This is a genomic window from Pseudomonas sp. EGD-AK9, from assembly GCF_000465935.2.
Lineage (GTDB): Bacteria > Pseudomonadota > Gammaproteobacteria > Pseudomonadales > Pseudomonadaceae > Aquipseudomonas.
This window is the reverse complement of sequence record NZ_AVOF01000307.1, coordinates 1-22125: the sequence shown is the minus strand read 5'-3', so window position 1 is coordinate 22125 and position 22125 is coordinate 1. Positions and strand designations below refer to the sequence as shown.

General features: G+C 66.7%; 17 protein-coding genes, 1 pseudogene and 1 riboswitch. Of the genes and pseudogenes, 3 read left to right on the top strand and 15 right to left on the bottom strand.

Going from position 1 to position 22125, the window contains the following annotated elements; genetic code table 11:
* Positions 1 to 671 (bottom strand): ExeA family protein (locus tag N878_RS14715; protein ID WP_021444389.1); only part of this gene is annotated, 671 nt, incomplete at its 3' end.
* A gap of 204 nt (positions 672 to 875) precedes the next feature.
* Here N878_RS14715 and N878_RS14710 point away from each other — a divergent pair.
* The 3 genes from N878_RS14710 (at position 876) to N878_RS14700 (ending at position 5823) form a co-directional block, all read left to right on the top strand.
* A complete protein-coding gene (locus N878_RS14710) occupies positions 876 to 2228 on the top strand; it encodes a sigma-54 dependent transcriptional regulator (RefSeq protein WP_082457849.1) in 1353 nt (450 codons plus the stop codon).
* A gap of 194 nt (positions 2229 to 2422) precedes the next feature.
* Entirely contained in the window at positions 2423 to 2656 is a 234-nt protein-coding gene (locus N878_RS14705) for a hypothetical protein (RefSeq protein ID WP_021444387.1), read from the top strand.
* 705 nt (positions 2657 to 3361) lie between these two features.
* A riboswitch (cyclic di-GMP riboswitch) is annotated at positions 3362 to 3436 on the top strand.
* A 65-nt stretch (positions 3437 to 3501) separates the two neighbouring features.
* Positions 3502 to 5823 carry an Ig-like domain-containing protein gene (locus tag N878_RS14700; RefSeq protein WP_021444386.1) on the top strand — a complete coding sequence of 774 codons (2322 nt, stop codon included), beginning with the start codon at positions 3502 to 3504 and terminating at the stop codon, positions 5821 to 5823.
* Positions 5824 to 5953: 130 nt separating this feature from the next.
* Here N878_RS14700 and N878_RS14695 read toward each other — a convergent pair whose 3' ends face one another.
* From N878_RS14695 to N878_RS28410, 14 genes and pseudogenes are all read right to left on the bottom strand, one after another.
* Positions 5954 to 8275 carry a hypothetical protein gene (locus N878_RS14695; RefSeq protein WP_021444385.1) on the bottom strand — a complete coding sequence of 774 codons (2322 nt, stop codon included), beginning with the start codon at positions 8273 to 8275 and terminating at the stop codon, positions 5954 to 5956.
* Between the two features lie 533 nt (positions 8276 to 8808).
* Complete coding sequence (locus tag N878_RS14690) at positions 8809 to 11088, bottom strand: hypothetical protein (protein WP_021444384.1); 2280 nt, start codon at positions 11086 to 11088, stop codon at positions 8809 to 8811.
* 539 nt (positions 11089 to 11627) lie between these two features.
* Entirely contained in the window at positions 11628 to 13817 is a 2190-nt protein-coding gene (gspD, locus tag N878_RS14685; RefSeq protein WP_021444383.1) for a type II secretion system secretin GspD, read from the bottom strand.
* A gap of 13 nt (positions 13818 to 13830) precedes the next feature.
* Positions 13831 to 14370: a hypothetical protein gene (locus N878_RS14680; RefSeq protein ID WP_021444382.1), complete on the bottom strand. Its 540-nt coding sequence runs from the start codon at positions 14368 to 14370 to the stop codon at positions 13831 to 13833.
* Positions 14367 to 14957 (bottom strand): type II secretion system protein GspM, encoded by a 591-nt coding sequence (gene gspM / locus N878_RS14675; protein ID WP_021444381.1) that lies wholly within the window; start codon positions 14955 to 14957, stop codon positions 14367 to 14369. The genes N878_RS14680 and gspM overlap by 4 nt, the downstream gene beginning before the upstream one ends.
* On the bottom strand, positions 14954 to 16078 hold the full coding sequence (locus tag N878_RS14670) for a PilN domain-containing protein (protein ID WP_021444380.1): 1125 nt from the start codon (positions 16076 to 16078) through the stop codon (positions 14954 to 14956). The genes gspM and N878_RS14670 overlap by 4 nt, the downstream gene beginning before the upstream one ends.
* A gap of 26 nt (positions 16079 to 16104) precedes the next feature.
* Positions 16105 to 17010 carry a general secretion pathway protein GspK gene (locus tag N878_RS14665; protein WP_021444379.1) on the bottom strand — a complete coding sequence of 302 codons (906 nt, stop codon included), beginning with the start codon at positions 17008 to 17010 and terminating at the stop codon, positions 16105 to 16107.
* The gene (locus tag N878_RS14660; protein WP_021444378.1) at positions 16988 to 17653 is read right to left on the bottom strand and encodes a prepilin-type N-terminal cleavage/methylation domain-containing protein; all 666 of its coding nucleotides are present in this window, start codon (positions 17651 to 17653) and stop codon (positions 16988 to 16990) included. Before N878_RS14660 ends, N878_RS14665 begins: the two co-directional genes overlap by 23 nt.
* A complete protein-coding gene (locus N878_RS14655) occupies positions 17650 to 18054 on the bottom strand; it encodes a prepilin-type N-terminal cleavage/methylation domain-containing protein (protein WP_021444377.1) in 405 nt (134 codons plus the stop codon). The genes N878_RS14660 and N878_RS14655 overlap by 4 nt, the downstream gene beginning before the upstream one ends.
* Positions 18051 to 18518 (bottom strand): GspH/FimT family pseudopilin, encoded by a 468-nt coding sequence (locus tag N878_RS14650; protein WP_031303203.1) that lies wholly within the window; start codon positions 18516 to 18518, stop codon positions 18051 to 18053. Before N878_RS14650 ends, N878_RS14655 begins: the two co-directional genes overlap by 4 nt.
* Positions 18487 to 18915 carry a type II secretion system major pseudopilin GspG gene (gene gspG, locus N878_RS14645; protein WP_021444375.1) on the bottom strand — a complete coding sequence of 143 codons (429 nt, stop codon included), beginning with the start codon at positions 18913 to 18915 and terminating at the stop codon, positions 18487 to 18489. Before gspG ends, N878_RS14650 begins: the two co-directional genes overlap by 32 nt.
* 13 nt (positions 18916 to 18928) lie before the next feature.
* The gene (locus N878_RS14640) at positions 18929 to 20149 is read right to left on the bottom strand and encodes a type II secretion system F family protein (protein WP_021444374.1); all 1221 of its coding nucleotides are present in this window, start codon (positions 20147 to 20149) and stop codon (positions 18929 to 18931) included.
* Between the two features lies 1 nt (position 20150).
* Positions 20151 to 21764, bottom strand: a complete 1614-nt coding sequence (gspE, locus tag N878_RS14635; protein ID WP_256218094.1) for a type II secretion system ATPase GspE — start codon at positions 21762 to 21764, stop codon at positions 20151 to 20153.
* Between the two features lie 289 nt (positions 21765 to 22053).
* Positions 22054 to 22125 (bottom strand): annotated as a pseudogene (locus N878_RS28410) (hypothetical protein); the annotation flags it as partial.

Genomic DNA, 22125 nt, shown 5'->3' with positions numbered 1-22125 from the left:
AGGCGACGCAGCGCGGCGCGGGTGAACAGCGGCGCGTCGCGGCCGCCGACCGCCAGGCGATGGCCGACATAGGCGTGCAGTTCGTCGCGGGCCAGCGCCTTGAGGTGGTAGCGCGCGGTGATGCGCTGGTTGAGCTGGCGCAGTTCGGGGCGGGCGAGGGTGTCGAGCAGCTCCGGCTGGCCGATCAGGATGATCTGCAGCAGCTTCTGGCTGCTGGTCTCCAGGTTGGTCAGCAGGCGGATCTGTTCGAGCACCTCGAGGCTGAGGTTCTGCGCCTCGTCGATGATCAGCACGGTGTTGACGCCGCGGGCGTGGGCGTCGATCAGATGCGCGTTGAGCGCGTCGATATAACCCTTGATGCGCCGGCCGCTGCGCTGGTAGCCGATCTTCAGCTCGTCGCAGATGGCCTCCAGCAGCTCGATGATCCCGTACTTGGGATTGAGGATGAAGGCCACCTCGGTATTGGCCGGCAGCTGTTCCAGCAGGCAACGGCAGACGGTGGTCTTGCCTGTGCCGACGTCGCCGGTGAGGAGGACGAAGCCGCCGTTGCAGTTGATGCCGTAGATCAGGCTGGCCAGGGCCTCGCGATGCTGCTCGCTGAGATAGAGGTAGCGCGGGTTGGGCGCGATGGTGAACGGCAGGTCGGAAAAACCGAAGTACTGGCTGTACATGGTGTCGATCCTCGCAAGCTACTGTGACTATAGAAGTCCGGACAGCAGTTGCCAGCGGCGGACAAAACCCGCCGAATGGTATGGCCTTTCGTCGGTATCGCGGGCAAATGTCAGGCCTGATCTACACTCCACAAAAGGAGCAGTAACGTTGTGGATAAGTGATAGATAACTGCTGTATCAAGGGCTTAATAGATGTCCGCGATCATGCGTCAAACTTATGACTCGCCCCGCCGCGCGTTGTTGCTCGATCTTTCCGGCGACGATTCCTTGCTGAGCAACCTGCATCTGCCGGACTGGGTACTGGATCGGGTCGGCACCGCGGAGAGTGCCCACGGGCTGCTCAAGTTCCACAGCTACCGGGTGGCCATCGCCCTGCTGCCGGCGCTGAGCGAGGCCCAGTACGAGGAGCTCGAGGCCCTGCTGGACAAGGACGAGCACCTGGCCTGGGTCGCCCTGACCCTGCCGGCGGCCCTGGAGAAGCAGGACTTCCGCCGGCTGATCTACGAACACTTCTACGACTACTTCTCGTTGCCGCTGGGCGAGGCGCAGGAGCACCTCAAGCAGGCCCTCGGCCATCTCGACGGCATGGCGCGCCTGCGCGATCTGGAGCAGGAGCGTCTGGTGGCGGTGGAAGAGTTCCAGATGGTCGGCGGCAGCAAGCAGTTCCTCGCCATCTTCGACCAGATCCGCCGCGTCGCCGGGGTCGAGGCGCCGGTGCTGATCCGCGGCGAGACCGGGGTGGGCAAGGAGATGATCGCCCGCGCCATCCACCAGCGCTCGCCGCAATGCGACGGGCCCTTCGTCGCGGTCAACTGTGGTGCCCTGCCGGAGACGCTGATCCACGCCGAGCTGTTCGGCTACGAAAAGGGCTCCTTCACCGGCGCCTACAAGCGCAAGATCGGCCGGGTCGAGGCGGCGCAGAACGGCACCATCTTCCTCGACGAGATCGGCGACCTGCCGCCGCAGATGCAGGTCTACCTGCTGCGCTTTCTCGAGCAGAAGACCATCGAGCGCCTCGGCGGCAACCAGAGCATCGCGGTCAACGCCCGGGTGATCGCTGCCACCCACGTCAACCTGGAGGAAGCGGTGGCCGAGGGACGCTTTCGCGAAGACCTCTACTACCGGCTCAACGTCCTCAGCATCCTGGTGCCGCGCCTGGCCGACCGCGGCAACGACATCGAGCTGCTGGCGCGCTACTTCCTGCACAAGTTCGGCAAGGAATACGGCAGCAGCTCGCGCGGCTTCACCCGCCAGGCCATCGGCGCCATGCTCAGCCACGGCTGGCCGGGCAACGTGCGCGAGATGATCAACCGCATCCGCCGCGCCCTGGTGATGAGCGAGAACCGTATGATCACTCCGACTGACCTCGGCCTCGAGGAGTGCGAGGCGCTGGACATGGTCATGCCGCTGGAGCAGGCTCGCGCCCACGCCGAGGAACTGGCGGTGCGCAGTTGCTTGAGCCATGCGATGAACAACGTGTCGCAGGCCGCCAAGCTGCTTGGCGTCTCGCGGGTGACCCTCTACCGGATGATGGACAAGTACGGCGTGCGCAGCTAGCCGGCGGCTGTTCACGTGCGAGCGATGCCGGCAGGTCGTCGTGGCTGGACAACCGCCGAGGCGGGCTGTAACGGCGGCTGAACAATTTCCCACTGCCGCACTCGGACAAGTCGGATGCAATGCCCGCAGCATGGGCATTGCGCTTGCCTGGCGCATTCTCTGCATGATTTCTTCTGCCTTGCGGAGAGTTCACCATGCCCCCAGAGGAACGCCGCTTCATTGATCTTCCCCCGCCCGACGACAAGCCCGGCAGCCAGGGGGAGTTTTCGGCCGCGCGCCCGGAGAGCGGCGCGACCCCCTTTCCCTTGTTCAGCGATACTCCCTTCATGAGCTGGCACCTGCTGCACCGCAAGCTGCGCGAACTGGAGCATTTCCACCCCAGCTGCAAACCGGTGATCAAGCTGTGGGACGAAGCCAACGGCGCCTAGGGACGTCCTGATAAAGCCATCTGCCGTCGCTCCCGCGAAGGCGGGAGCCCAGGTAGCAAGGCGATTCTGGATTATTCCCCCTCGGGCCGGCGCAAGCGCTGGTCAGCGATAAAGCTGCTGTCCCGCTTGCGCCCGACTATCTCAGCGTTTCCCTAGGCGCCCCTTCGCCGAGCAGATTTCGTCCGCTCGGCTTTGGTATTTCGGCCGCGTTGTCGGCTCGAGTGGGACAGGGCTTCGAGCGCCCGAGACCTGCCATATCGTACCCCTGTCATGGCCTATGGCCATCCCGCAACTCACTGATAAGCCAGGCTTTTCTTTGTGAGTTGGGTCACATTGTGGCGGCCCAGGCGATAAACGGTAGCCCTTTCATGGCACCCCGGGTTTTGCCCATGCGCGCCTCTGCAACGGGCCTTGCAAGGGTGCCGGGGAAAAGTTCTAGATCATTTTTCAACCAACCAGGGCATCGTTATGCATGAAATGTATAAAAAATGAACAGGCGGGGTGATAGCTTCTGCATCCGTTACAGTTGTACAGAAAATGAACAGTCTTATTCTGGCAACTGTTACAGGATTCACCCCGCTGCAAAGTGCAGTAAACAGTGAGGTTTTCCGATCCGGTCGCTGACGAAACAGTGGCCGGAGCGCTCGAGGGGCTTTAACCGGACGGCTCGCCGTCCTTTGTAATACCGCTTACAGAAAGCTCCTCTCCCGACAAAGGCATAACCAGGGCAACCTGGCGACGCAAAGTTACGGGCCCCACCGGGGCCGCCGGACTGCCGAAGGAGACCCCCCTCACAGGACCGCCGTGAAGAGGAACTTTTCTGAACCCCGTTTCAGGAGAGCCTCATGCGCCCGTCCATGCCTCGCTACGCCTTTGCCCTGGCCATTCTCGCCGCCGGCAGCCTCGCTCACCCCTCAGCCCTGGCAGCTCCCGGCCATGTTCATGCCGAGCAGACGCAGCCGGCGAAGAACGCCCTGGCCGCGCGCCTGGCGGCGAGCACCGGAACCCAGGAGCTGCTGGCGCTGCACAAACGTTGGCAGAACGCATCCGGCGCGGCGCGCGAGCAGCTGCAGCGCCAGCTGCTGGCCAAGGCCGAGGAGCGCCGTGCCCTGCTCGGCGAGCTGGCCGAGCACCACCCGGCCGAGCTGCTGCGCGTGACCATCCCCGAGGACAAGCAGCGCGGCATGCCGGCCGAGGTGCTGGCCAAGCTGGAGCAGCGCCTGGACCTGGAGGGCGAGCTGGAGGTGATCTACGAGGACTACGAGGATAGCGCCAAGCTGCGTCATTTCCTGATCACCTCATTTGGCGAGCGCTTCGAGCTGCGCTTCGCCGAGCGCAACAAGGAATGGCGCAGTGGCCTGGCCGTGCGCGCCCAGGGCTGGCTGCTGGAAAACGGCCAATCAATCGACGGCGTGCAGGGCGATCTGGTGCTCGGTGACGACGAGCAGGGCCTGATGCTGGCCGATGACGGCAGCGGCAGTGGCACCCTGGCCTACGACCTGCCCAACGCCACCGGCGCCCAGCGCACCCTGGCGATTCTGGTGAACTTCCAGGATGCGCCAAGCAACAAACCCTGGACCACCAGCCACGTAAACAGCCTGATATTCGGTACGGTCAACGATTTCTACAAGGAAAACTCCAACCAGCAGACCTGGCTGACCGGCAGCGTCGCAGGCTGGTTTACCCTGCCGCTCAGCAGCACCAGTTGCAACGGTTCGGACATCGCCTATTACGCCAAGCAGGCTGCCCAGGCTGCAGGCTATAACCTGGCCAACTACGACCGCTTCATCTTTGCATTCCCGACCATCAGCGCCTGTGGCTATACCGGCATGGGGCAAGTGGGCGCCTGGCCCTCCAGCAGCTGGATCAACGGCAGCATGACTCTACGCACCGTTGCCCACGAGCTGGGCCACAATCTCGGCTTGCGCCATGCACACGCCATGGACTGCGGCGACACCACCCTGGGCAGCAGCTGCACCACCCATGAATACGGCGACACCCTCGATATCATGGGCTACTCCGGTACCGTCGGTCACTTCAACACCTTCAGCAAGGAGCTGCTCGGCTGGTTGTCCAGCGGCAACCTGGTGAACGTGAACAGCGCCGGCAGCTTCTATGTGCAACCCAACTCCAAGGCTACCAGTGCCACCAAGGTGCTAAAGATTGCCAAGGGCATCGACTCGGCCAGTGGCAAGCCCAGCTATTACTACGTGGACTTCCGCCAACCCACGGGTTTCGATGCCCAACTGACCGACCGTGGCATCGTCATAGCGGACAACGTGTTCAAGGGGGTGACCGTTCGCGAGGCGGTGCCGGACACCCGTCGTGGCTACATGCTGGACATGACGCCGGGCAGCACCACAGTGGATATGCGTGATGCCGCGTTGGTCGGCGGCCGCAGCTTCAGTGACCCTGCTGCGGGAGTGACTATCAGCACCCAGTGGACAGACACTAACCAGGCCTTGGTCAGCGTCGATTTCTCCGGCAGCACCGCGCCGACCTGCAGTCGCAGGGCCCCCAGCGTCAGCATGACCCCGGGCCAGAGCACCTGGCTGGCCGCCGGCAGCAGCTTCGACTACAGCGTCACGGTGACCAACAAGGACAGCAGCGGCTGCTCCAGCAGCAGCTTCAGCCTCGCCGCCGGCAAGCCCAGCGGTTGGAGCACCAGCCTGGCCAGCAGCCTGAGCCTGGCCCCCGGCGCCAGCGCCAGCGTGACCCTGCGCGCCACCTCGCCGAGTACCGCCGCCGACGGCTTCTACAACATCAGCGCCACCGCCAGCGCCAACAGCACCAGCGCCAGCGCCAGCGCCAGCTATGTGGTGGACAACCCGGAGAGCATCGGCAACAGCACGCCGCTGGCCAAGGACGACAGCGTGACGCTGGCCAGCAAGTCGCCGGTGACCATCAACGTGCTGGGCAACGACAGCGATCCGGACGGCGACGCGATCAAGGTGGTGGCCTTCGACCAGGGCAGCAAGGGTTCAGTGACCCTCAACAGCAACGGCACCCTGACCTACAGCCCGGCGAAGAGCTTCAAGAGCGGCGACCAGTTCCGCTACACCATCAGCGACGGCAAGCTCAGCGCCAGCGCCACCGTGTATATCGGCCTGCAGGCCAGCAGCTCGGACGGCGGCAGCACCGGCGGCAAGGGCAACGGCGGCAGGTAGGGACGCCAGGCCCTGGGAGCCAGCCTGCTGGCGATCCTACAGGCGGGAAATAAAAAAGCGCAGGGCCACGCCCTGCGCTTTCTCGTTTCTGCAGCACCCGGGTCATCCCTGGCCCGGATCGTTCGTTCGCTCAGAACGAACTGTCATTGGGCAGATCGCAGCCCAGGTTGTTGTCGATGTCGAGCGCCGTGGCCAGGGCCAGGATGGTTGTCCGGTCCTTGGTGGCCAGGGCGGCGTTGACGTCGGTGATCACCGAGGCGGCCGTCCGGGGGAAGTCCGTATCCGGATGCGCGGCGTTGAGGATCGACGCCACGGCGGCGCGCAGGAGAATCTGCGCGGCGCCGACCAGGTTGTCACCGCCACCGTAGTTCAGCGCCTGCAGCAGGGAGTTGCCGCTCAGCTGATTGTTCAGCACGCCAGCTGGCAGGCTGAACACCGAACCGACTGTCTGGTTCGGGCTGTAGCCGGTGGGTGCCCAGCTGCCCAGGCTGTTCTTCCAGAAGCCGGGTGTGCAGCCTTCACCGCCGGGTGGCGGTACGTTGCAGGTGGCACTGTCCGTCGCGTTGGCCAGGGTCTGGTCAAGTGCGCTGAACCCCTCCACTGTCGCGGTGTTGGTATGGTCGCCTGCGGTGGCTGGGGTGTAGCTGTCGTTGATCACTTCAGACTCACCCGGATTGAGGGTGCCGATTGGGTACGGATCCAGCTGTTTGTCATCCACGACTTCGACGTCGACCAACTGCACGGTGCCGTTGTTGGTGACGGTGATGCTGTAGTGGATCGGCTGGCCGAAGGCCGTTGCATCGGTGCATACCTTCTCGATGGCGATCGAGGGCTCAACGTCCAAGGCGCATTCAGCCTGCGGGTCGTCCGTGACATCCGTAACGAGTTCCCCGCTGAGTGCCGCGGTACCGCTGGCTTCGGCGGAGTCGGTCACGGATGCTGCGAAGGGCACACTGTGATCGACGGTTCCAGTCGCCGACTCGCCCGGCAGCAGTTCGCTCTTGTCGAGCGTTACGGACACTCCCAAGGTGGTGTCGGTCGCCGAGACGTTCGTCAGCTTGACGTTGCCGGTGTTGGTCACGGTGACAAGGAAGGTCGCGTCTATGCCGTTGGCGTCTTCGTTCAGTTGCTGGGATTCGCAAAGCTTGGCCACCTCGATCGACGGATCGATCGGCGGTGGTGGGCACTCGGCGGTGTCCTGGTCGCTGACGGTCGTGCCATTGCGCTTGCCAGTCACGGTCACGGTATCGGTCAGCGGATCGCTTAGCGAAGTGGTGACGTACTCGCCGGTGTAGGGCTCCGAGGCTCCGGGAGCCAGTTCGGCTATGGTATGGATGGTCTCGTCGTCACTCGGGTCGGGGGTTCCCATGTCGTCTTTGACCACGATGTCGAACAGCGTCAGGGCGCCGGTATTGGTGACTACACCGCCAAAGCTGACCTTGATCTGGTCGAAGGTTTCGTCGTCCAGAGCGGCCTCGCACTCCTTGGTCACCTCAATGGCGCAGACGTCGAAGTTGCCCAGCACGAAGTCCTTCAGTTGCGCGGTCTCCGAACGCGAGGAGCGGGTTTCGGCGAGGAAGCTGCTGAAGCAGGGCACATTGCCGCCCAGCAGGGCGCTGACGTTGACGCCGCCCTCGAAGAAGCTCTCCGCGGGCAGGCGGTTCTTGTTGCCCAGCTTGGGCGCATAGGGCCAGGCCGGCAGCGGCAGATCCGCCGTGTTGGTAGTGGCGCAGGCCAGCTTGTTGCCGCTGCCGTCGCACTTGGCGCTGGTCGAACTGAACAGCAGGCTCAGGTTGTCGGCGACCACATTGCCCTGGCCGAGCGGGTCCCACTCGTAGACCTTGATCTCCGGTACGGCGTTGGAACCTTGCGGGTACTCCACCAGGACCATCAGGTCGCCGCGCTTGCCATTGGCGTCGTCGCGACCGGCGTGCTGGCCGACGAAGGTGCCGTTGGGGTTAAGACCCACGTCGTTCTGGAAGAACCAGAAGGCGGCATGGGCGTCGCCGTTGTTGGCGAAGCGATCCAGGCCGAAGTAGATGATCATGTCGCCGGCCTTGTGCAGCACTTCGCCGCCGTGGCTGACGTCGCCGGGGTTGATATAGGCCGCGGCATAGGCGTTGGTGATGTCGTCCTTGTCCGGCACGCTACCGTTGGTGTGCCGCCAGTTGGGGATGTCGAGGATGTCCTTCGACCCGCCGCCGGTGAAGATGGTCAGCGGTGCAGGGTCGGCGAGGATCGTGGTGAAGGCGACCGAACTGCCGGGCGGATTGCTGTACAGCCCGCCCCAGTCGTCGCCGCCACCGGCGGCGTCGACGGTGTTGGCGTCCAGCTCGAACAGCCCCGGTGGATTGCCGTCCACGGCGTTGACCACCGTCGACGTCATGCCGCCCACCAGCACCGCGCCGAGCGTGAACCTCAGCAGCGTTTGCCATGAGTTGAGTGTGTGCATTTTCTTGCTCCCAGGCGTTGCCCGGCTGCCCTTGCCGGTGGCGAACACCGCTCCCGATCGCCGCTGGCGCGAGTCCCTGTACGCGCACGGCCCTGGGCCACCGCGGCCCTACGGCAATCCGGCATTGCTTCCACTGGTTCCCGCTCGCACCCGACTGCCTACTACCCGATGAACAGGAACCGCCCGAAGGCCCAGAGGTCTTCTCGCCGTCACTACAAACAATTACCGTGCCATATGAGTAAGTTATTGAATTAAAAAGAATTAACTCTCAAGTCTGGGCGCGCGCGGACAGCTTGTGAAACATCCTTGGGGATAGTCGGCGCAGGCTGTCCAAGCTTTGAAACAGCAGTGGCCGGTAGGCCGCCCCGGACCGCCGCGAGGCCCCGTGCTGACTGGGCTGGACCGCTTATCGGGGCGGTGCTGCGATGTTCAGGAAGCGATACAAGACGGTTCAGGCAAGCGAAAGGGGCGCCGAGGCGCCCCTTCTGTCGGGTGATAAAGGCCCCTTACTGCCGGGGCCATCCAGTGGTAGGTCAATTGGTGTCCGGCACCGGGCACAGCGGGCAGTCGGCGGTGGCCGTTGGAGCAGGGAATACAGCTTGCTCCGAGAAGACGCCAGAGCCTGTCGCAGTCGCGGTATTGCTGAACACCAGATCGCTATTGCTCAGCTCGAAGATGCCGCCTTCCGCCAGATCGAGATCCGGGCGGTAGGTCTGCTCGAAGGTCACGAACTCGCCGTACTTCAGCTCTCCGGTGCAACTGGTGATTGCCGAGCAGTCGAATGCCGGGGTTTGGCCAGCCGTCTGCACCAACTGCTGCACCTCGTCATCGCTGACGGTCACGGTCAGGGGCTCGCCTACTCCGCCCTGGCCGACGTTCTCGACCCGGATCACGTTGCTGACTTCGACCACCAGCACACCGTTCACCAGTTTCAGCTGGACGCCGTTACCCTCCGGCTCGCACTCCTTGGTGATTGCCAGTCCTTGCACCAGCTCGGGTTCGCAGCCATTCACCGATGCGGTGTCGGAAGTAACGGTCTCGCCGTCGAAGACATTGACGCCCGTGGCGTAGATGTCGTTCTCGTGAGTGAAGCCAGGGTCGCTGAATTCGTACTCGTAGGCCAATTGCACGCCGGGTTGCAGGCTGTCCGTATCAAAGTCGAAGGCAATCTCGTTAGCGTCGACCTTGCCGTCGGAGTTCGCATCCACCACGACCATGAAGAGAGCCGTATTCAGCACGTTGTCGATCAGGCTCAGGCTGGTCAGCTTGACGTTACCGGTGTTCTTCACAGTGCCCTCGATGGTGCGATCTATCGTCTCCGCATCCCCACTAAGCTGGCCCGAGCAGAGCTTGGTGACTAGAAGCCCCGGCTCGCCGGTGGGCGGGCACTCCGCCGAAGTGGCGGTTTCCGTGTCGATCAGCGCGCCGGTACCGGGGTCGTAGAAGCGCATGGTCACGGTGTCGACGAACTCGGTGGTCTCGTCGAACTCGGTCAGGCTGTACTTGCCCTCGTAGACCACGGTCTGGCCGCCGCCGAGGTTGAAGCTGGCAATGGCGCCCAGGGTCAGGCCGGCGATTTCGTCTTCGCCAACACAGCGGCCATCGGGTGTACTGCCGTCGCTGCCATCGACGCAGACCTTGGTGAACATCGAATTGGCCTGGTCATCCTCCAGCTCGATATCCAGCGGCAGGCCGCCGGTGTTGCTCACCTCGCCCCAGAATTCCACCTCGACCATGTCGCCGGTCGTGGTGATCTTGGCCTCGCAGGACTTGCTGACGTTGGCGCCGCAGGCATCGAAGCCGCCGAAGGCGAAGTCTTCCAGGCTGGCGGTTTCCGAACGGGAGGAGCGGGTCTCGGCGAGGAAGGAGCTGATGCAGGGAGTGCTGCCGAGGATGCCGGTCAGGTTGATGCCGCCCTCGAAGAAGGTCTGGGTCGGCATCACGCTGTTGGCGTTGCCGCCCTTGGGCGTGTAGTCCCAGGGCGGGTTGGGCAGGGTGACCAGGTTGACCTTGGCGCAAGCCAGCTTGCCGAGCCCGTCGGCGTTGTTGCACTCGGCCTGGCTGGCGGTGAAGCGCAGCGACAGGTTGGGGGCGATGTTGGGGCCGCGCACCTGGTTCGGGTCCCACTCGTAGACCTTGATCTCGGGAGTGGCCCCGGAGGCCTGCGGGTATTCCACCAGCACCAGCACGTCGCCGGGTTCGGTGGCGGTGGCGGCCACGTGGTTGCCGCTGAACTGGCCTTGGCCGTTCACGTCGCCGATGCCGACCGCCGGGTCCTGGAAGAACCAGAAGCCGCCGAAGGTGTCGCCGCTGTTGGCGAAGCGGTCCATGCCGAAGTAGACGATCAGGTCGCCCTGCTCATGCAGCACCACCGAGCCGGCGGTGGCGCAGTCCACCACCGTGTTGTTGCTGGCGCTGGTGACGCAGACATCGGCCGGCGCGGTATAGGCGGCGGCGTAGGCGTTGGTGATGTTGCTCTTGTCGGAGACGCTGCCCTGCTTGTACCACCACTCGGAGACGTCGTTGACGTCCTTGGAGCCGCCCTTCCAGAAGATGGTCTGCGGCGCCGGGTCGGGCAGCACGCCGGTGAAGGTGATCATATTGGCCGGTGTGGCGCCGCTGTGCAGGGCGTCCCAATCGGTGGGCGGGCCGGCGGGGTTGTCGGCGGTGTTGCCCTCGAGTTCGAACAGCTTGAGGTCGTGGGTGCCGATGCCGTCCACCGCATTGACCGATGCCGTGGTGGTGATGCCACCGATCAGCAGGGCGCTGAGCAGACAGCGTGGCAGCGCGTTGCGTAGCCTGTTGTTGTGCATGATTGAGCCTCCATGTCCCACCGCCGATGGCGTCTGGCGCGGGACGGAGTGGTTCGCCGCGCGAAATTGCCGTGGCGAGGTACCTGTCTTAGGTGGGGCCCCTCGAGAGACTGCTGAAGATTGCTTGCTCGCCCTAGCGGAACCCGGGTCCGGAGTACGCCTCGATCTCCTCGCTTGGGTGGTTATCAATTAGCGTGCCAGTGAGTTAACCGATTGTTTTCAAAGAAAATATTGCCATGGATGGATACTGGCAATGCAATGCCAGTGAAACAGCGGCGGGCTGTTGCGAGGAAAACTGTTCAGTTGCTGTGACAGCCATTGGCGAGCGTCGCGGACATGGGGCGAGAGGCCGCCGGAACGGGAGGTGGGCTGTTTATCCGGCGTAACAGGGGGCATTTGCTCAGAGAGCGGCGCCGAACCTAGCAGCGCATTTATTCGCGTTGGGGGAACCCGCGCTGGCGAGTGTCGCGAATAAATGCGCTCCTCCAGGGGCGCCAACCTATTCGGCGCAGTCGCCCCGGGACGCGCGGCACCGTCGCTCAGAGTTCGCTGGGGCGGGTCTGCCAGGCGTCCTGCGGCAGGCTGATGCCCTTGAGCTTGTCGCGGTATTCCTGGGTCACGTCGCGCGCCTCGTCGAGGGTGGAGACCACGCTGGGGGTGATCATCACCACCAGCTCGGTACGGCTCATGGACTTGCCCTGGCTGCCGAAAATCCAGCCGAGCACCGGCACGTTGCGCAGGTAGGGCAGGCCCTGGGCGTCGCGGCCGTTGTTCTCGCGGATCAGCCCGCCGAGTACCAGGGTCTCGCCGCTGAGCACGCTGACGTTGGTGTTGATGCGGCGCTGGGTGATGGTCGGCGAGTCGATGCCCGAGGTGGTGGTGGGCTTGACGTCGTTGACCTCCTGGGTGATCTCCAGGGCGATCATGCCGCCGGTATTGATCCGTGGCTTGACCTCCAGCAGCACGCCGGTGTCCTGGTACTGGATGGTGCTGGTGACCAGCGCCGAGGGGTCGCCGGGCTGGTTGACCACGCCGCTGGTGTTGGTGGTTTCCGACGTGCGGATGGGCACTTGGTCGCCGACGCGGATGGTCGCGGTGCGGTTGTCCTGCACCATCAGGGTCGGCGAGGAGATCACGTTGACCTTCGAGTCGGTGGCGAGGAAATCCAGCAGCACGCGCGCCTCGCCGGCGTCGACCAGGCTGATCGAACCGGTCGGCGCCGGGTTGGTCGGCGAGGTCAGCGGCAGCTGGCCGAGCACCCCGCGCAGGGTCTTGCCGCCGATCGAGCCCTTGAAGTACCACTGCAGGCCGTAGCGCAGCTCATCCTCCAGCGCCACCTCGACTATGGTGGCCTCCACCAGCACCTGCAGCGGCAGCACGTCGAGCTTGCGGATCACTTTGATCAGCTTCTCGTAGTCGCCGGGGGTGGCCAGCACCAGCAGGGCATTGTTGTCCTCGTCGGCGATCACGCTGACCGCGCCGACGTCGAGGTTGCTGGCCTCCACGCCGAGGGCCGCCAGGCTGGGGTCGAGCGGCGGCGCCGCAGGTGTCTCGCCGTCTGCGGCCGGCGGCGGGGTACGCACCGGCAACGATAGGCCCTCGTCGTCCGGGCGACTCTGGCGCTGGCCCTCGAGCAGGGCGTTGAGCACCTCGGCCAGGCGCGGCGCCTTGCCGTTCTGCAACTGGTAGACGAACATGCTGGTGCCCTGCGCGCCCTCGGCGCGATCGAGGCGCTGGATCCAGGCATTGGCGTCCTCCAGGTACCTGGCCTGTGGGGTGATCACCATCAGCGCGTTGAGCCGCTCGATCGGCAGGAAGCGCACCATGCCGGCCAGCGGGCCGTTGGCGGTATCGCCGAAGATGGCGTCTAGCTCGCCGAGTAGCACCCGGGCGTCCACTTGCTGCATGCGGAACAGGCCCACCGACATGCCGCGCAGCTGGTCGACGTCGAACACCCGCACGGTATGGCGGATGTTGTTCAGCTCCTGCTGGGTGCCGGCCACCAGCAGCAGGTTGCGCGCCTCGTCCACCTGCAGCAGGCCCTTGGTCGGCTTGAGCGGTTCGAGGATCTTGTGCATCTCCGCCGCGGCGATATAGCGCAGCGGCACCACCAGCAACTGGTAGCCGCGCTGCCCCAGCGGCGTCTGGCGCGGGATCAGGGCGCCGGCGGGCGCGGCGTCCAGCGGCACCACCTCGTAGATGTCGTGGTTGCGCACCAGCACCGCGCCGTTGAGCTGCAGCATGGTCTCCAGGGTCGGCAGCAGGTCGTCGCGCTGCAACGGTCGGCTGGTCTGCAGGCTGACGGTGCCGGTGACGTTCTTGTCCAGCACGTAATTGACCTTGAGCAGTTCGCCGAGAATGATCTTGACCACCTCGGCGATCTCGATGTCCTGGAAGTTCAGGGTGATGTCGCCCTCGGCTTGCGGCGGCGACTCCAGCGCCGGGCGCAGGTCGATCAGGTTGCCGGAGCCGCGGTACAGCTCGCTGCTTGCCGCCGCGCGCGGCGCGCCGCCGGTACCGTCGGCGTCGAAACGCTCCTCCACCTCGGGCTTGACCGCCGGCGTACCGAGCCGGCTCTGGCGTTCCGGGCGCGGTGTCGCCTGTTCGGGCGGCGTCTTCGCCCAGGGCCGGTCGAAGGTGGCGCGGTCGCCGCCCGGTACCACCGTGCAGGCGCCCAATAGCAGGCAGGTGGCCAAGGACCAGGGGCCGAAGCGTGTCGCAGGATTCATCGCGTACTCCTTGTCACCCTTGCTCGGGGACGGGTTCGCCATTGCTGTCGGTGGCGGTGGGCGCCGCTTCGGCGGGCGCGGCGGGTGCCGCCCGTGGAGCTGCTGGCGCATCCGCTGCAGGAGGGGGGGCGTCGGACGAGCCGCCGGGCTCGCGCAGGAGCATCTGCACGGCGGTCTGGTTGCGCATCAGCAGCACGTGATCGCTGTCGATGCGCTCGAGCAACCATTCGTCCTCCAGGGCCATGCCCACTTCCAGCTCTTCGCGCTGATCGCCCTGGCGCTGCTTGAACAGCGCCAGCTGACGTTCGTCGCGCAGCACGATACCGGTCAGGCGCCAGGTCTCGCGCAGTTGCTTTTCGTCCAGGCTCTGCCCGGTCTCGGCGCTGAAACGCGCCGGGCGCCGGGTGTTGCTGAACAGTGGTCGCTCCAGCAGCTCGGCGAAGGACTCCAGCGGGCGCGGTTGTACCAGCGGCGCTGGCTGCGGTTCGTCGTCGGCCTGTGCCGCCAGCGTCGCCAGCAGCATGGCCAGGGCCAGCAGGGCGAGCCGCCTCATGGTTCGGCCCTCGCCATGTAGCCGACCACTTCGAAGGTCACGTCCAGCGCCGGCAGCACCTGGCGTTCGCTGGCGCGATAGATGCGCTGCATGTCCAGGCGCGGGTTGCTCAGCACCAGCAGATTGTCCACCAGCAGCAGCGGGCGGCTGTAGGCCAGGCCGTGGAGGATGCGTACCAGTTGTTCGGTCTCGCCGCGCATGTGCACCTTGAGCGCCACCGCCGGCATCGGCGCGGCGGGGTCTTCGCGGTTGAGTATCTGTGTGCTGATCACCTGGCCGCCGCTCTGCGCCACCAGCTGGCCAATGCGCTGCTGCAGGTCGGCGGCGGCCAGCGCCGGGCGGCTCTCGGGCAGGTACAGCTCCTGCGCCGGGTCGTTCTGCCGCAGCTGTTCCAGGCGCGCCTGCTGCTGCGGCAGGTTGGCCGCCACGCGGCGGTAGACGGCGAGCTGGTTCTCCAGGCTGGCGATGCTGTCGCCGTCGCTGCGCCAGCGTTCGGCCAGCGGCAGGAGCACGACCATCAGCAGCAGGCCGAGCACGGCGAACAGGATCAATAGCGCCAGCAGCTGACGCAGGCGCTGGTTGTTCATGGCCGCTCTCCGCTCGGCCGGCGTTCGGCGAGCAGGCTGAAGCGGTCGCGCTGGGTGCGCGGGTTGCTGGTGATGGGCGAGGCGAAGCTGACGTTATGCAGATGCTGCGAGCCTTCCAGCAGGCCGATCAGGCTGCTGGCCTCGGCCGACTCGCCCTCCAGGCGCACGCGCTCCTGGCTGACTTCGAAGCGGGTCAGCCAGGTGTGATCCGGCAGCAGCCGGGTCAGCTCCTCGAGCAGCTCGAGCATGGCGCTGGCGCGCACCTGCTGCTGGCTGAGGTAGTCGCGCCCGGCCTCGAGCTGCTGCAACTGCTGCTGCACCAGGGCGGCGCGCTCGGCCAGCGCCCTGGGTTGCGCCAGTTCCTGCTGCAGGCGTTCGGCGGCGTATTCGCGCTGCTGCAAGGGCAACAACAGCAGCGCCGCCAGGCCGAGCAGCAGCAGGCCCCAGAGCAGCATGCGGCGGTTGCCCCAGGCGCTATGTGCGCCCGGCGCGCCAGGTTGGCGCAGGTCGATCCAGAGCTCGGGCTGGTCGCCATTCGCCTCGCCGAGGGCAACCCGCGCCGGGTGCACCTCGAGCGCGGCCAGGCGCTGCAGCAACGGGTCCAGGTAGCTGCGCGGTACCAGCTGCAGCTCCACCAGCAGGCGCTGCTGGTCGGTCTCGCGCTTGAGCAGGCGGTAGCCGAAATAGACCTGCTCGCTGCTGAAGGGGGTATGGCGATCCATCTCGAAGCGCAGCACGTTGCCCAGGCTCGCCTCGGCGGCGGCGGGCAGGCCGACGATCTTGTGCAGGCCGCAGTCGGCGGGCAGGCGCAGCAGCACCTTGGCGGCCTTGCCGGCGCGGTGGCGCAACGGGGCGGCGAGCATCTCCGGCAGTTCGTCGTCGATGCCGAGCGGGGCGCTGGCAAGTACCTCGGTATTGCCGTAGCCGCCGAAGCGCAGGCGGCACTGGCTGCCGTCCAGCTCGATCAGCAGCAGCGCGCCGCGTTGGCCCAGGCGCTGCCGCCAGGTTTCCGGCACCAGGCCGAGCAGCTCGCCCAGCCACCAGTCCCAAAAGCGTCCCGCCTGGGCCTTGAGCGAGCCGGCACCAGCGTTGAGTCGGGTCAGTGGCGAGGAGAGATCCATGCGAGTGCCCTGTTGATCGCGCTGCGTTATTGCTCCGGCATGCTGTGCTGCACTCGGAACCCTGCGGCCAGGCCCTGGCCGCGGCGGGAAAGCCAGACTCGCTGGCGCGACAGCGATTGCGCGTTGGCCATCACTTCGATATCGACAGCATAGTTGAAACCCGCCGAGGTCAAGCTCAGCAAATTGGCGTCCACCTCGCCGAGCGGCGGCGGCGGCGCGCCCTCGGCATAGTTGCGCCGCCGCTCGGCGACGTACTGCTCGATGCGGTCCTCGCTGAGGCCGGGCAGCGCCCGCAACACCTGTGGTGGCGCCAGCAGCGGGTTGACCTCGGCCTTGTTGCTGAGCAGGGTGAGCGTCGGCGCCAGCCTGTCGTACAGCTCGTCGTTCATGCCCAGCACGCGACGCAATTCCGCCAGGCGTTCGAAGGGCCGGTTGCCCGGCCCCTTGAGGCCGAGCGCCAGATAGTCGTCGGCCTCGGCGCCCTTGGGCCGGCGCTCGTCGTCTTCGTCGCGCCAGTCCTGGATCGCCTCGCTCAGGGCCAGGGCTCGATCCTCCTCCACCTCGACGGCCAGCAGCAGGCCGAGGAGCAGCTCGGGGCCGGCCTCGTTGAGGTCGATCTTGCCCTGCTCGTCGAACAGGGCGATGCGGATCGTCATGCCGTCGAGTTCGAACTCGCGCTCGCTGCCGTCGGCCAGCCAGCCGGCGGTGCCCGTCTGCAGCAGGCTCCAGATTGCCCAGTTGATTCCGGCGTCGGCGGCGTGGCGGGCGGCGGCGGCCTGCTTCAGGTTGGCGGTCAGCTGCAATTCGATGCGGCTGCTGGCCGAGACGTTGAGGCCGATCAGGGCGAGCAGCGCCAGCAGCCAGAGCACGCCGACCAGGGCCACGCCGGCGCAGGCGCGGGCGCCAGTCTCAGCGAGCCGGGAGGATGTCATGGCTGTTCTCCCACAGCGCCACGGTCAGCTCCGGCTGCCGCTGGCCGTCGCCGGCGATGCGCAGCAGCACCGGCATCTGCGCCTGTTCCAGCCATTCCTCCTGCCACTGCGGCTCGCCGTCGCGGCGGCGTTCCAGGTAGCTGAAGCGCAGCGGCGCGGGTAGGTCCTCGAGCAGCACCTCGCTGTCGCCGTCCAGGCTCAGGCTTTCCTCGAGCAGCGGCCAGTCCAGCACGGCGTTGTCGCGCCAGGGTCGGTAGCGCAGCAGCAGTTGCCAGCGCTGCGCCTCGGCGCCCAGTGGCTGGGTCTGCTCCTGTACCAGCTGCAGCCAGTAGCGTTCGCCGGGCTGGCCGAGGCCGGGCAGCTCGGCGCAGAAGATCAGGCTCTCGGGCTGGCCGCGGAAGGCCAGCTGCAGCAGCCCGTCGACATCGCGCAGGTGTTGTTCCTGCGGGCTTTCCAGCAGGCGCCGGAGCAGGCGCTGGGTCAGATAGTGGCGCTCGCTTTTCTGCAGCTGGCGATCGACCCCGTCCCAGCTCCGGATGGCCAGGTGCAGCCCGCCGTAGGCCAGCAGGCTGAGCAGCATGCTGAGGCCGATGGCCAGCAGCAGCTCCAGCAGGGTGAAGGCCTGCTGGCGATGGGCGTTCATCGCGGCTCCTCCACCAGGCGCAGGGTGCTCAGCGTCACCCGCTCGGCCGGGCTGCTCCCCCAGCTGACGCTGACCCGTACCAGACGCGGGGTGACCCGGTAGTCGATGCCGCCTTCCTGGTTGGCGAACTCGTAGTCGTCGATCTCGCTGCTCCAGCGGTACGGCGGCTGCAGGCCGCCGCTGTCGCTGCCACGGCTGTCCGCGCGCAGGCCGGCAAGGGTTTGCGCCAGGCGCGATTCGGCCAGCAGCAGGGCGATCTGGTGATGCTCGGCGCTGCGCAGGGCGTTGAAGCTGGCCGAGTAGATGCGCAGCAGGATGCCCAGGCTGACGGCCAGCACCAGGAAGGCCACCAGCACTTCCAGCAGGCTGAAGCCGCGGCTACGCCGCGCCAGGCCGTTCATTGCAGCTGCACCCGGCCGGTGAGCCAGTCCACCGCGATCTCGAACTGGCGCCCGCCGCTGGCGCCGAGGCGGATCAGCCCGCCCGAGGAGTAGCCCTGCGGATAGAAGATGATGGCGTCCTCGGGGTCGTCCGGCCCGCCGTGGCTGCCGGGTTCCAGCACCAGCTGCACGCTCGCGGGCAGGAGCATGGGCTTGTCGTGGTGGCTGAAGCTCAGGCTGTGGCTCTGCTCGTCGTGGCGCAGGTGTACCGGCTGCTGCGACAGGATCGCCTGGCTGCGCGCGTAACGCACCTGCGCCAGCAGCTCGCGGCTGTGCGTCTTCAGCTCGGCGCCAGGCAGCATGCGCTGCACCGCCGGCCCCACCAGGCCGACCGCCAGGCTGGCGATGACCAGCACCACCAGCAGCTCGAGCAGGGTGAAACCCCGCAGGGCCTTACTCCCAGCTGCGCACGTCGCGGTTCTCACCGTCGCCGCCCTCGCGTTTGTCCGCGCCCAGGCTCCACAGGTCGAACTCGCCGTTCTGCCCGGGAGCGCGGTACTGGTAGGGGTTGCCCCAGGGATCCATGCGGATCACGTTCTTCTTCAGGTAGGGGCCGTTCCAGTTCTCGACGTTGCGCGGCTTGCTGATCAGCGCCTCGAGGCCCTGCTCGGTGCTCGGGTAGCCGCCCAGTTCGAGGCGGTACAGGTCCAGCGCGGCGCTCAGCTCCTGGATCTGCAGCTGCGCGGCACGGGTCTTGGAGCCGCCCAGCTGCTTGAACAGCTGGGGGCCGACCAGGCTCGCCATCAGGCCGAGGATCACCAGCACCACGAGGATTTCCAGCAGGGTGAAGCCGGCCGGGCGGCGGCGATGTGCGTGGTTCATGTCTGTCTCCCAGTCATAGGGGTATTTCCGTGATGCTCATGATCGCCACCAGCACCGAGAGGATGATGCCGGCGATCATCAGGCCGAGGCCGACGATCAGCAGTGGCTCGAGCACCGCCACCAGGCGCTGCATGGCCACCTCCACCTCGTGGTCGTAGGTGTCGGCGACCTTCAGCAGCATTTCGTCGAGGCGCCCGGTCTCCTCGCCGACCTGGATCATCTGCATCGCCAGGGCCGGGAACAGGCCGGTGGCGAGCAGTGGTGCGGCCAGTTGGCGGCCCTGCTTGAGGTTCTCCGCGGCGAGGCCGACCTGCTCCACCATCAGCAGGTTGCCGAGGGTCTGGCGGGCGATGCCGAGCGCCTGCAGCAGCGGCACGCCGCCCTTGAGCAGGGTGCCCAGGCTGCGGGTGAAGCGCGCCGTCTCGATGCGCTGGCGCAGCCCGCCGAGCAGCGGCAGGCGCAGCATCAGGGCGTCCCAGCGCTGGCGGAAGTCGGCCTGGCGCAGCGCCCGGCGCAGCAGCCAGAGCCCGCCGAGCAGCGCCAGCAGCAGCCAGGGACCCTGCTGGCGCAGGGTTTCGGCGATGGCGATGACCACCGAGGTGGACAGCGGCAGGCTGGCGCCCATGTCGTCGAACAGCTGGCGGAACTGCGGGATCACGTAGGTGAGGATGATCAGCAGCGAGGCCACCGACACCAGCAGCAGGATCAGCGGGTAGATCAGCGCCGATACCAGCTTGTCGCGCAGGGTCTTGCTGCGCTCCAGGTAATAGGCCAGGTTGCCCAGGCCGTCGGCCAGGTCGCCGGCCACCTCGGCGGCTTGCACCATGCTGATATAGAAGCTGGAGAACAGCTCGGGACGCTCGCCGAGCACCCGCGACAGGCTGGCGCCGCGGCGCACCCCCTCCTGGATCGGCTCGATCAGGCGCCGCAGGCGCACGTCGTCGCTGACCCGCAGCATGATCTCCAGGGCGCGATCCAGCGGCACCCCGGCATGCAGCAGCGAGGCCAGGTGCTGGGTGAAGGCCAGCACCTGGCGCGGGCTCTGGCCGCGCTGCAGCACCTCGCGGATGTCCAGCTGCAGCAGGCCCTGCCAGCTGCGCCCGGTGCTGATCTCCAGGGGAATCAGGCCGCGGGCGTGCAACTGCGCCAGCACCGCCTGTTCGTCGGGCGCCTCCAGCTGGCCCTGCTGGGTCTCGCCGCCGTCGCTCACCGCGCGGAAATGGTAGAGCGTCATCTCAGCCCTCCTGGGTCACGCGGATCACTTCTTCGAGGGTGGTCATGCCGTCCAGGGCCTTGAGGCAGCCGTCCTCGTACATGGTCAGCATGCCCTCCTCGCGCGCCGCGGCCATCAGTCGGCCGGCGTCGGCGTGCTGCAGCACCAGGCGGCGGATGGCGTCGCTGAGCACCAGCATCTCGATGATGGCGATGCGGCCGTGGTAGCCGCTGCCGTTGCAGGCCTTGCAGCCCTTGGCGTGGTACAGGGTCACCGGGCGCTCGCCGGCGAAGCGCGCCAGCTGGGTCTCGCGGACCATCTCCGCCAGTGGCGTGTAGGGCTCGCGGCAGGCGCGGCACAGCTGGCGCACCAGGCGCTGGGCGAGCACGCCGTTGAGCGTACTGGTCAGCAGGTAGTCCTCCACGCCCATCTCCAGCAGGCGGGTGATGCTGCTCGGCGCGTCGTTGGTGTGCAGGGTGGAGAGTACCAGGTGGCCGGTCAGCGCCGACTGGATGCAGATGCGCGCGGTTTCCAGGTCGCGCATCTCGCCGACCATGATCACGTCCGGGTCCTGGCGCACGATCGAGCGCAGGGCGCTGGCGAAGGTCAGGCCGATGCTCGGCTTGACCTGGATCTGGTTGACCCCCTCGAGCTGGTACTCCACCGGGTCTTCCACGGTGATCAGCTTGCTGGCGCTGGTGTTGAGGCTGTTCAGCGCGGTGTACAGCGTGGTGGTCTTGCCGCTGCCGGTGGGGCCGGTGACCAGCAGTACGCCGTGGGGGATGCGCAGCACCGCCTGCAGCCGGGTCAGCGGCTGCTCGCCGAAGCCCAGGGCGGCGAAGTCGAGCACCACGCTCTCGCGGTTGAGCAGGCGCATCACCACGCTCTCGCCGTGCATGGTCGGCACCGTGGAGACGCGGATGTCGAGGTCGCTGCCCTGCACCCGCATCTCGATCCGGCCGTCCTGCGGCAGGCGCCGTTCGGCGATGTTCAGCCGGGCCATCAGCTTGACCCGCGAGATCACCGCCGGCGACAGCTGCACCGGCGGTGCCTCGGTCTCCTGCAGCAGACCGTCGATGCGGTAGCGCACCTTGAGCCGGCTCTCGAAGGGTTCGATGTGGATGTCCGAGGCGCGCAGCTCCACCGCGCGCTGGATGATCAGGTTGACCAGGCGGATCACCGGCGCCTCGCTGGCGCGGTCGCGCAACTGCTCGACCTCGGCGGCTTCGTCCGGCTCGCTGGGCGCGACCCGGGCGAGGATGTCGCCCATCTGGCTCTGGCCCTGGCCGTGCATGCGCTCGATCGCCGCGTCGATCTCCGAGCCGAGCGCCACCAACGGGCGGATGCGGCAGCCGCTGGCCAGGCGCAACGCCTCCACGGCGAAGCGGTCCTGCGGGTCGGCCATGGCCACCTGCAGTTCGCCGTCGCTCAGCTCCAGCGGCAGCGCGCGGCACTCCTTGAGGAAGCGATAGGACAGCCGTTCGGCCAGCAGCGGCGCATCGGGAAAGGCTTCGGCGCCGATCAGCGGCAACTCGAGCAGCCGTGCCAGCTGGGCGGCGATGTCGCGTTCGGCGACCAGCCCCAGGCGGCTCAACAGGCTGGCCAGCGAGCCGCTGTCGGGCTGCGCCGCCTGCATCCGCACCACGCGCTTGTAGTCGGCCTCGGACAGGCAGCCGGCGGCGACCAGGGCCTCGCCCAGGTCGGGCGCGGCAGAGGCCGGCGAGGCAGATTCGGCGGCGAGCATCGGGGGTGTCCCGGCAGCCTCAGCGACGGCGCACCTTCCCTGTGCCGCTGCAGGCCGCGTCAATCCGGTTCACGGGGGAAAGCATGCTTGAGCATAGACGCTGGCAGGCGGTTGGGTGTTGCGCCGTTGCACTGGTGTAACGACCGTGCGTCACTCGCTGCGCAGGGCGTCAACCGGATTGAGCGCCGCCGCGGGCGTCGCCGTCGACCTTGGTCAGCACCACGCCGGTCAGTGGCAGCGCGTCGCTGAAGGC

What these genes read in the sequence shown, in the direction of transcription:
- N878_RS14710 (WP_082457849.1), top strand. Translation starts at nt 876, where the DNA reads ATGCGTCAAACTTATGACTCGCCCCGCCGCGCGTTGTTGCTCGATCTT.
- N878_RS14705 (WP_021444387.1), top strand. Translation starts at nt 2,423, where the DNA reads ATGCCCCCAGAGGAACGCCGCTTCATTGATCTTCCCCCGCCCGACGAC.
- N878_RS14700 (WP_021444386.1), top strand. Translation starts at nt 3,502, where the DNA reads ATGCGCCCGTCCATGCCTCGCTACGCCTTTGCCCTGGCCATTCTCGCC.
- N878_RS14695 (WP_021444385.1), bottom strand. Translation starts at nt 8,275, where the DNA reads ATGCACACACTCAACTCATGGCAAACGCTGCTGAGGTTCACGCTCGGC.
- N878_RS14690 (WP_021444384.1), bottom strand. Translation starts at nt 11,088, where the DNA reads ATGCACAACAACAGGCTACGCAACGCGCTGCCACGCTGTCTGCTCAGC.
- gspD (WP_021444383.1), bottom strand. Translation starts at nt 13,817, where the DNA reads ATGAATCCTGCGACACGCTTCGGCCCCTGGTCCTTGGCCACCTGCCTG.
- N878_RS14680 (WP_021444382.1), bottom strand. Translation starts at nt 14,370, where the DNA reads ATGAGGCGGCTCGCCCTGCTGGCCCTGGCCATGCTGCTGGCGACGCTG.
- gspM (WP_021444381.1), bottom strand. Translation starts at nt 14,957, where the DNA reads ATGAACAACCAGCGCCTGCGTCAGCTGCTGGCGCTATTGATCCTGTTC.
- N878_RS14670 (WP_021444380.1), bottom strand. Translation starts at nt 16,078, where the DNA reads ATGGATCTCTCCTCGCCACTGACCCGACTCAACGCTGGTGCCGGCTCG.
- N878_RS14665 (WP_021444379.1), bottom strand. Translation starts at nt 17,010, where the DNA reads ATGACATCCTCCCGGCTCGCTGAGACTGGCGCCCGCGCCTGCGCCGGC.
- N878_RS14660 (WP_021444378.1), bottom strand. Translation starts at nt 17,653, where the DNA reads ATGAACGCCCATCGCCAGCAGGCCTTCACCCTGCTGGAGCTGCTGCTG.
- N878_RS14655 (WP_021444377.1), bottom strand. Translation starts at nt 18,054, where the DNA reads ATGAACGGCCTGGCGCGGCGTAGCCGCGGCTTCAGCCTGCTGGAAGTG.
- gspG (WP_021444375.1), bottom strand. Translation starts at nt 18,915, where the DNA reads ATGAACCACGCACATCGCCGCCGCCCGGCCGGCTTCACCCTGCTGGAA.
- N878_RS14640 (WP_021444374.1), bottom strand. Translation starts at nt 20,149, where the DNA reads ATGACGCTCTACCATTTCCGCGCGGTGAGCGACGGCGGCGAGACCCAG.
- gspE (WP_256218094.1), bottom strand. Translation starts at nt 21,764, where the DNA reads ATGCAGGCGGCGCAGCCCGACAGCGGCTCGCTGGCCAGCCTGTTGAGC.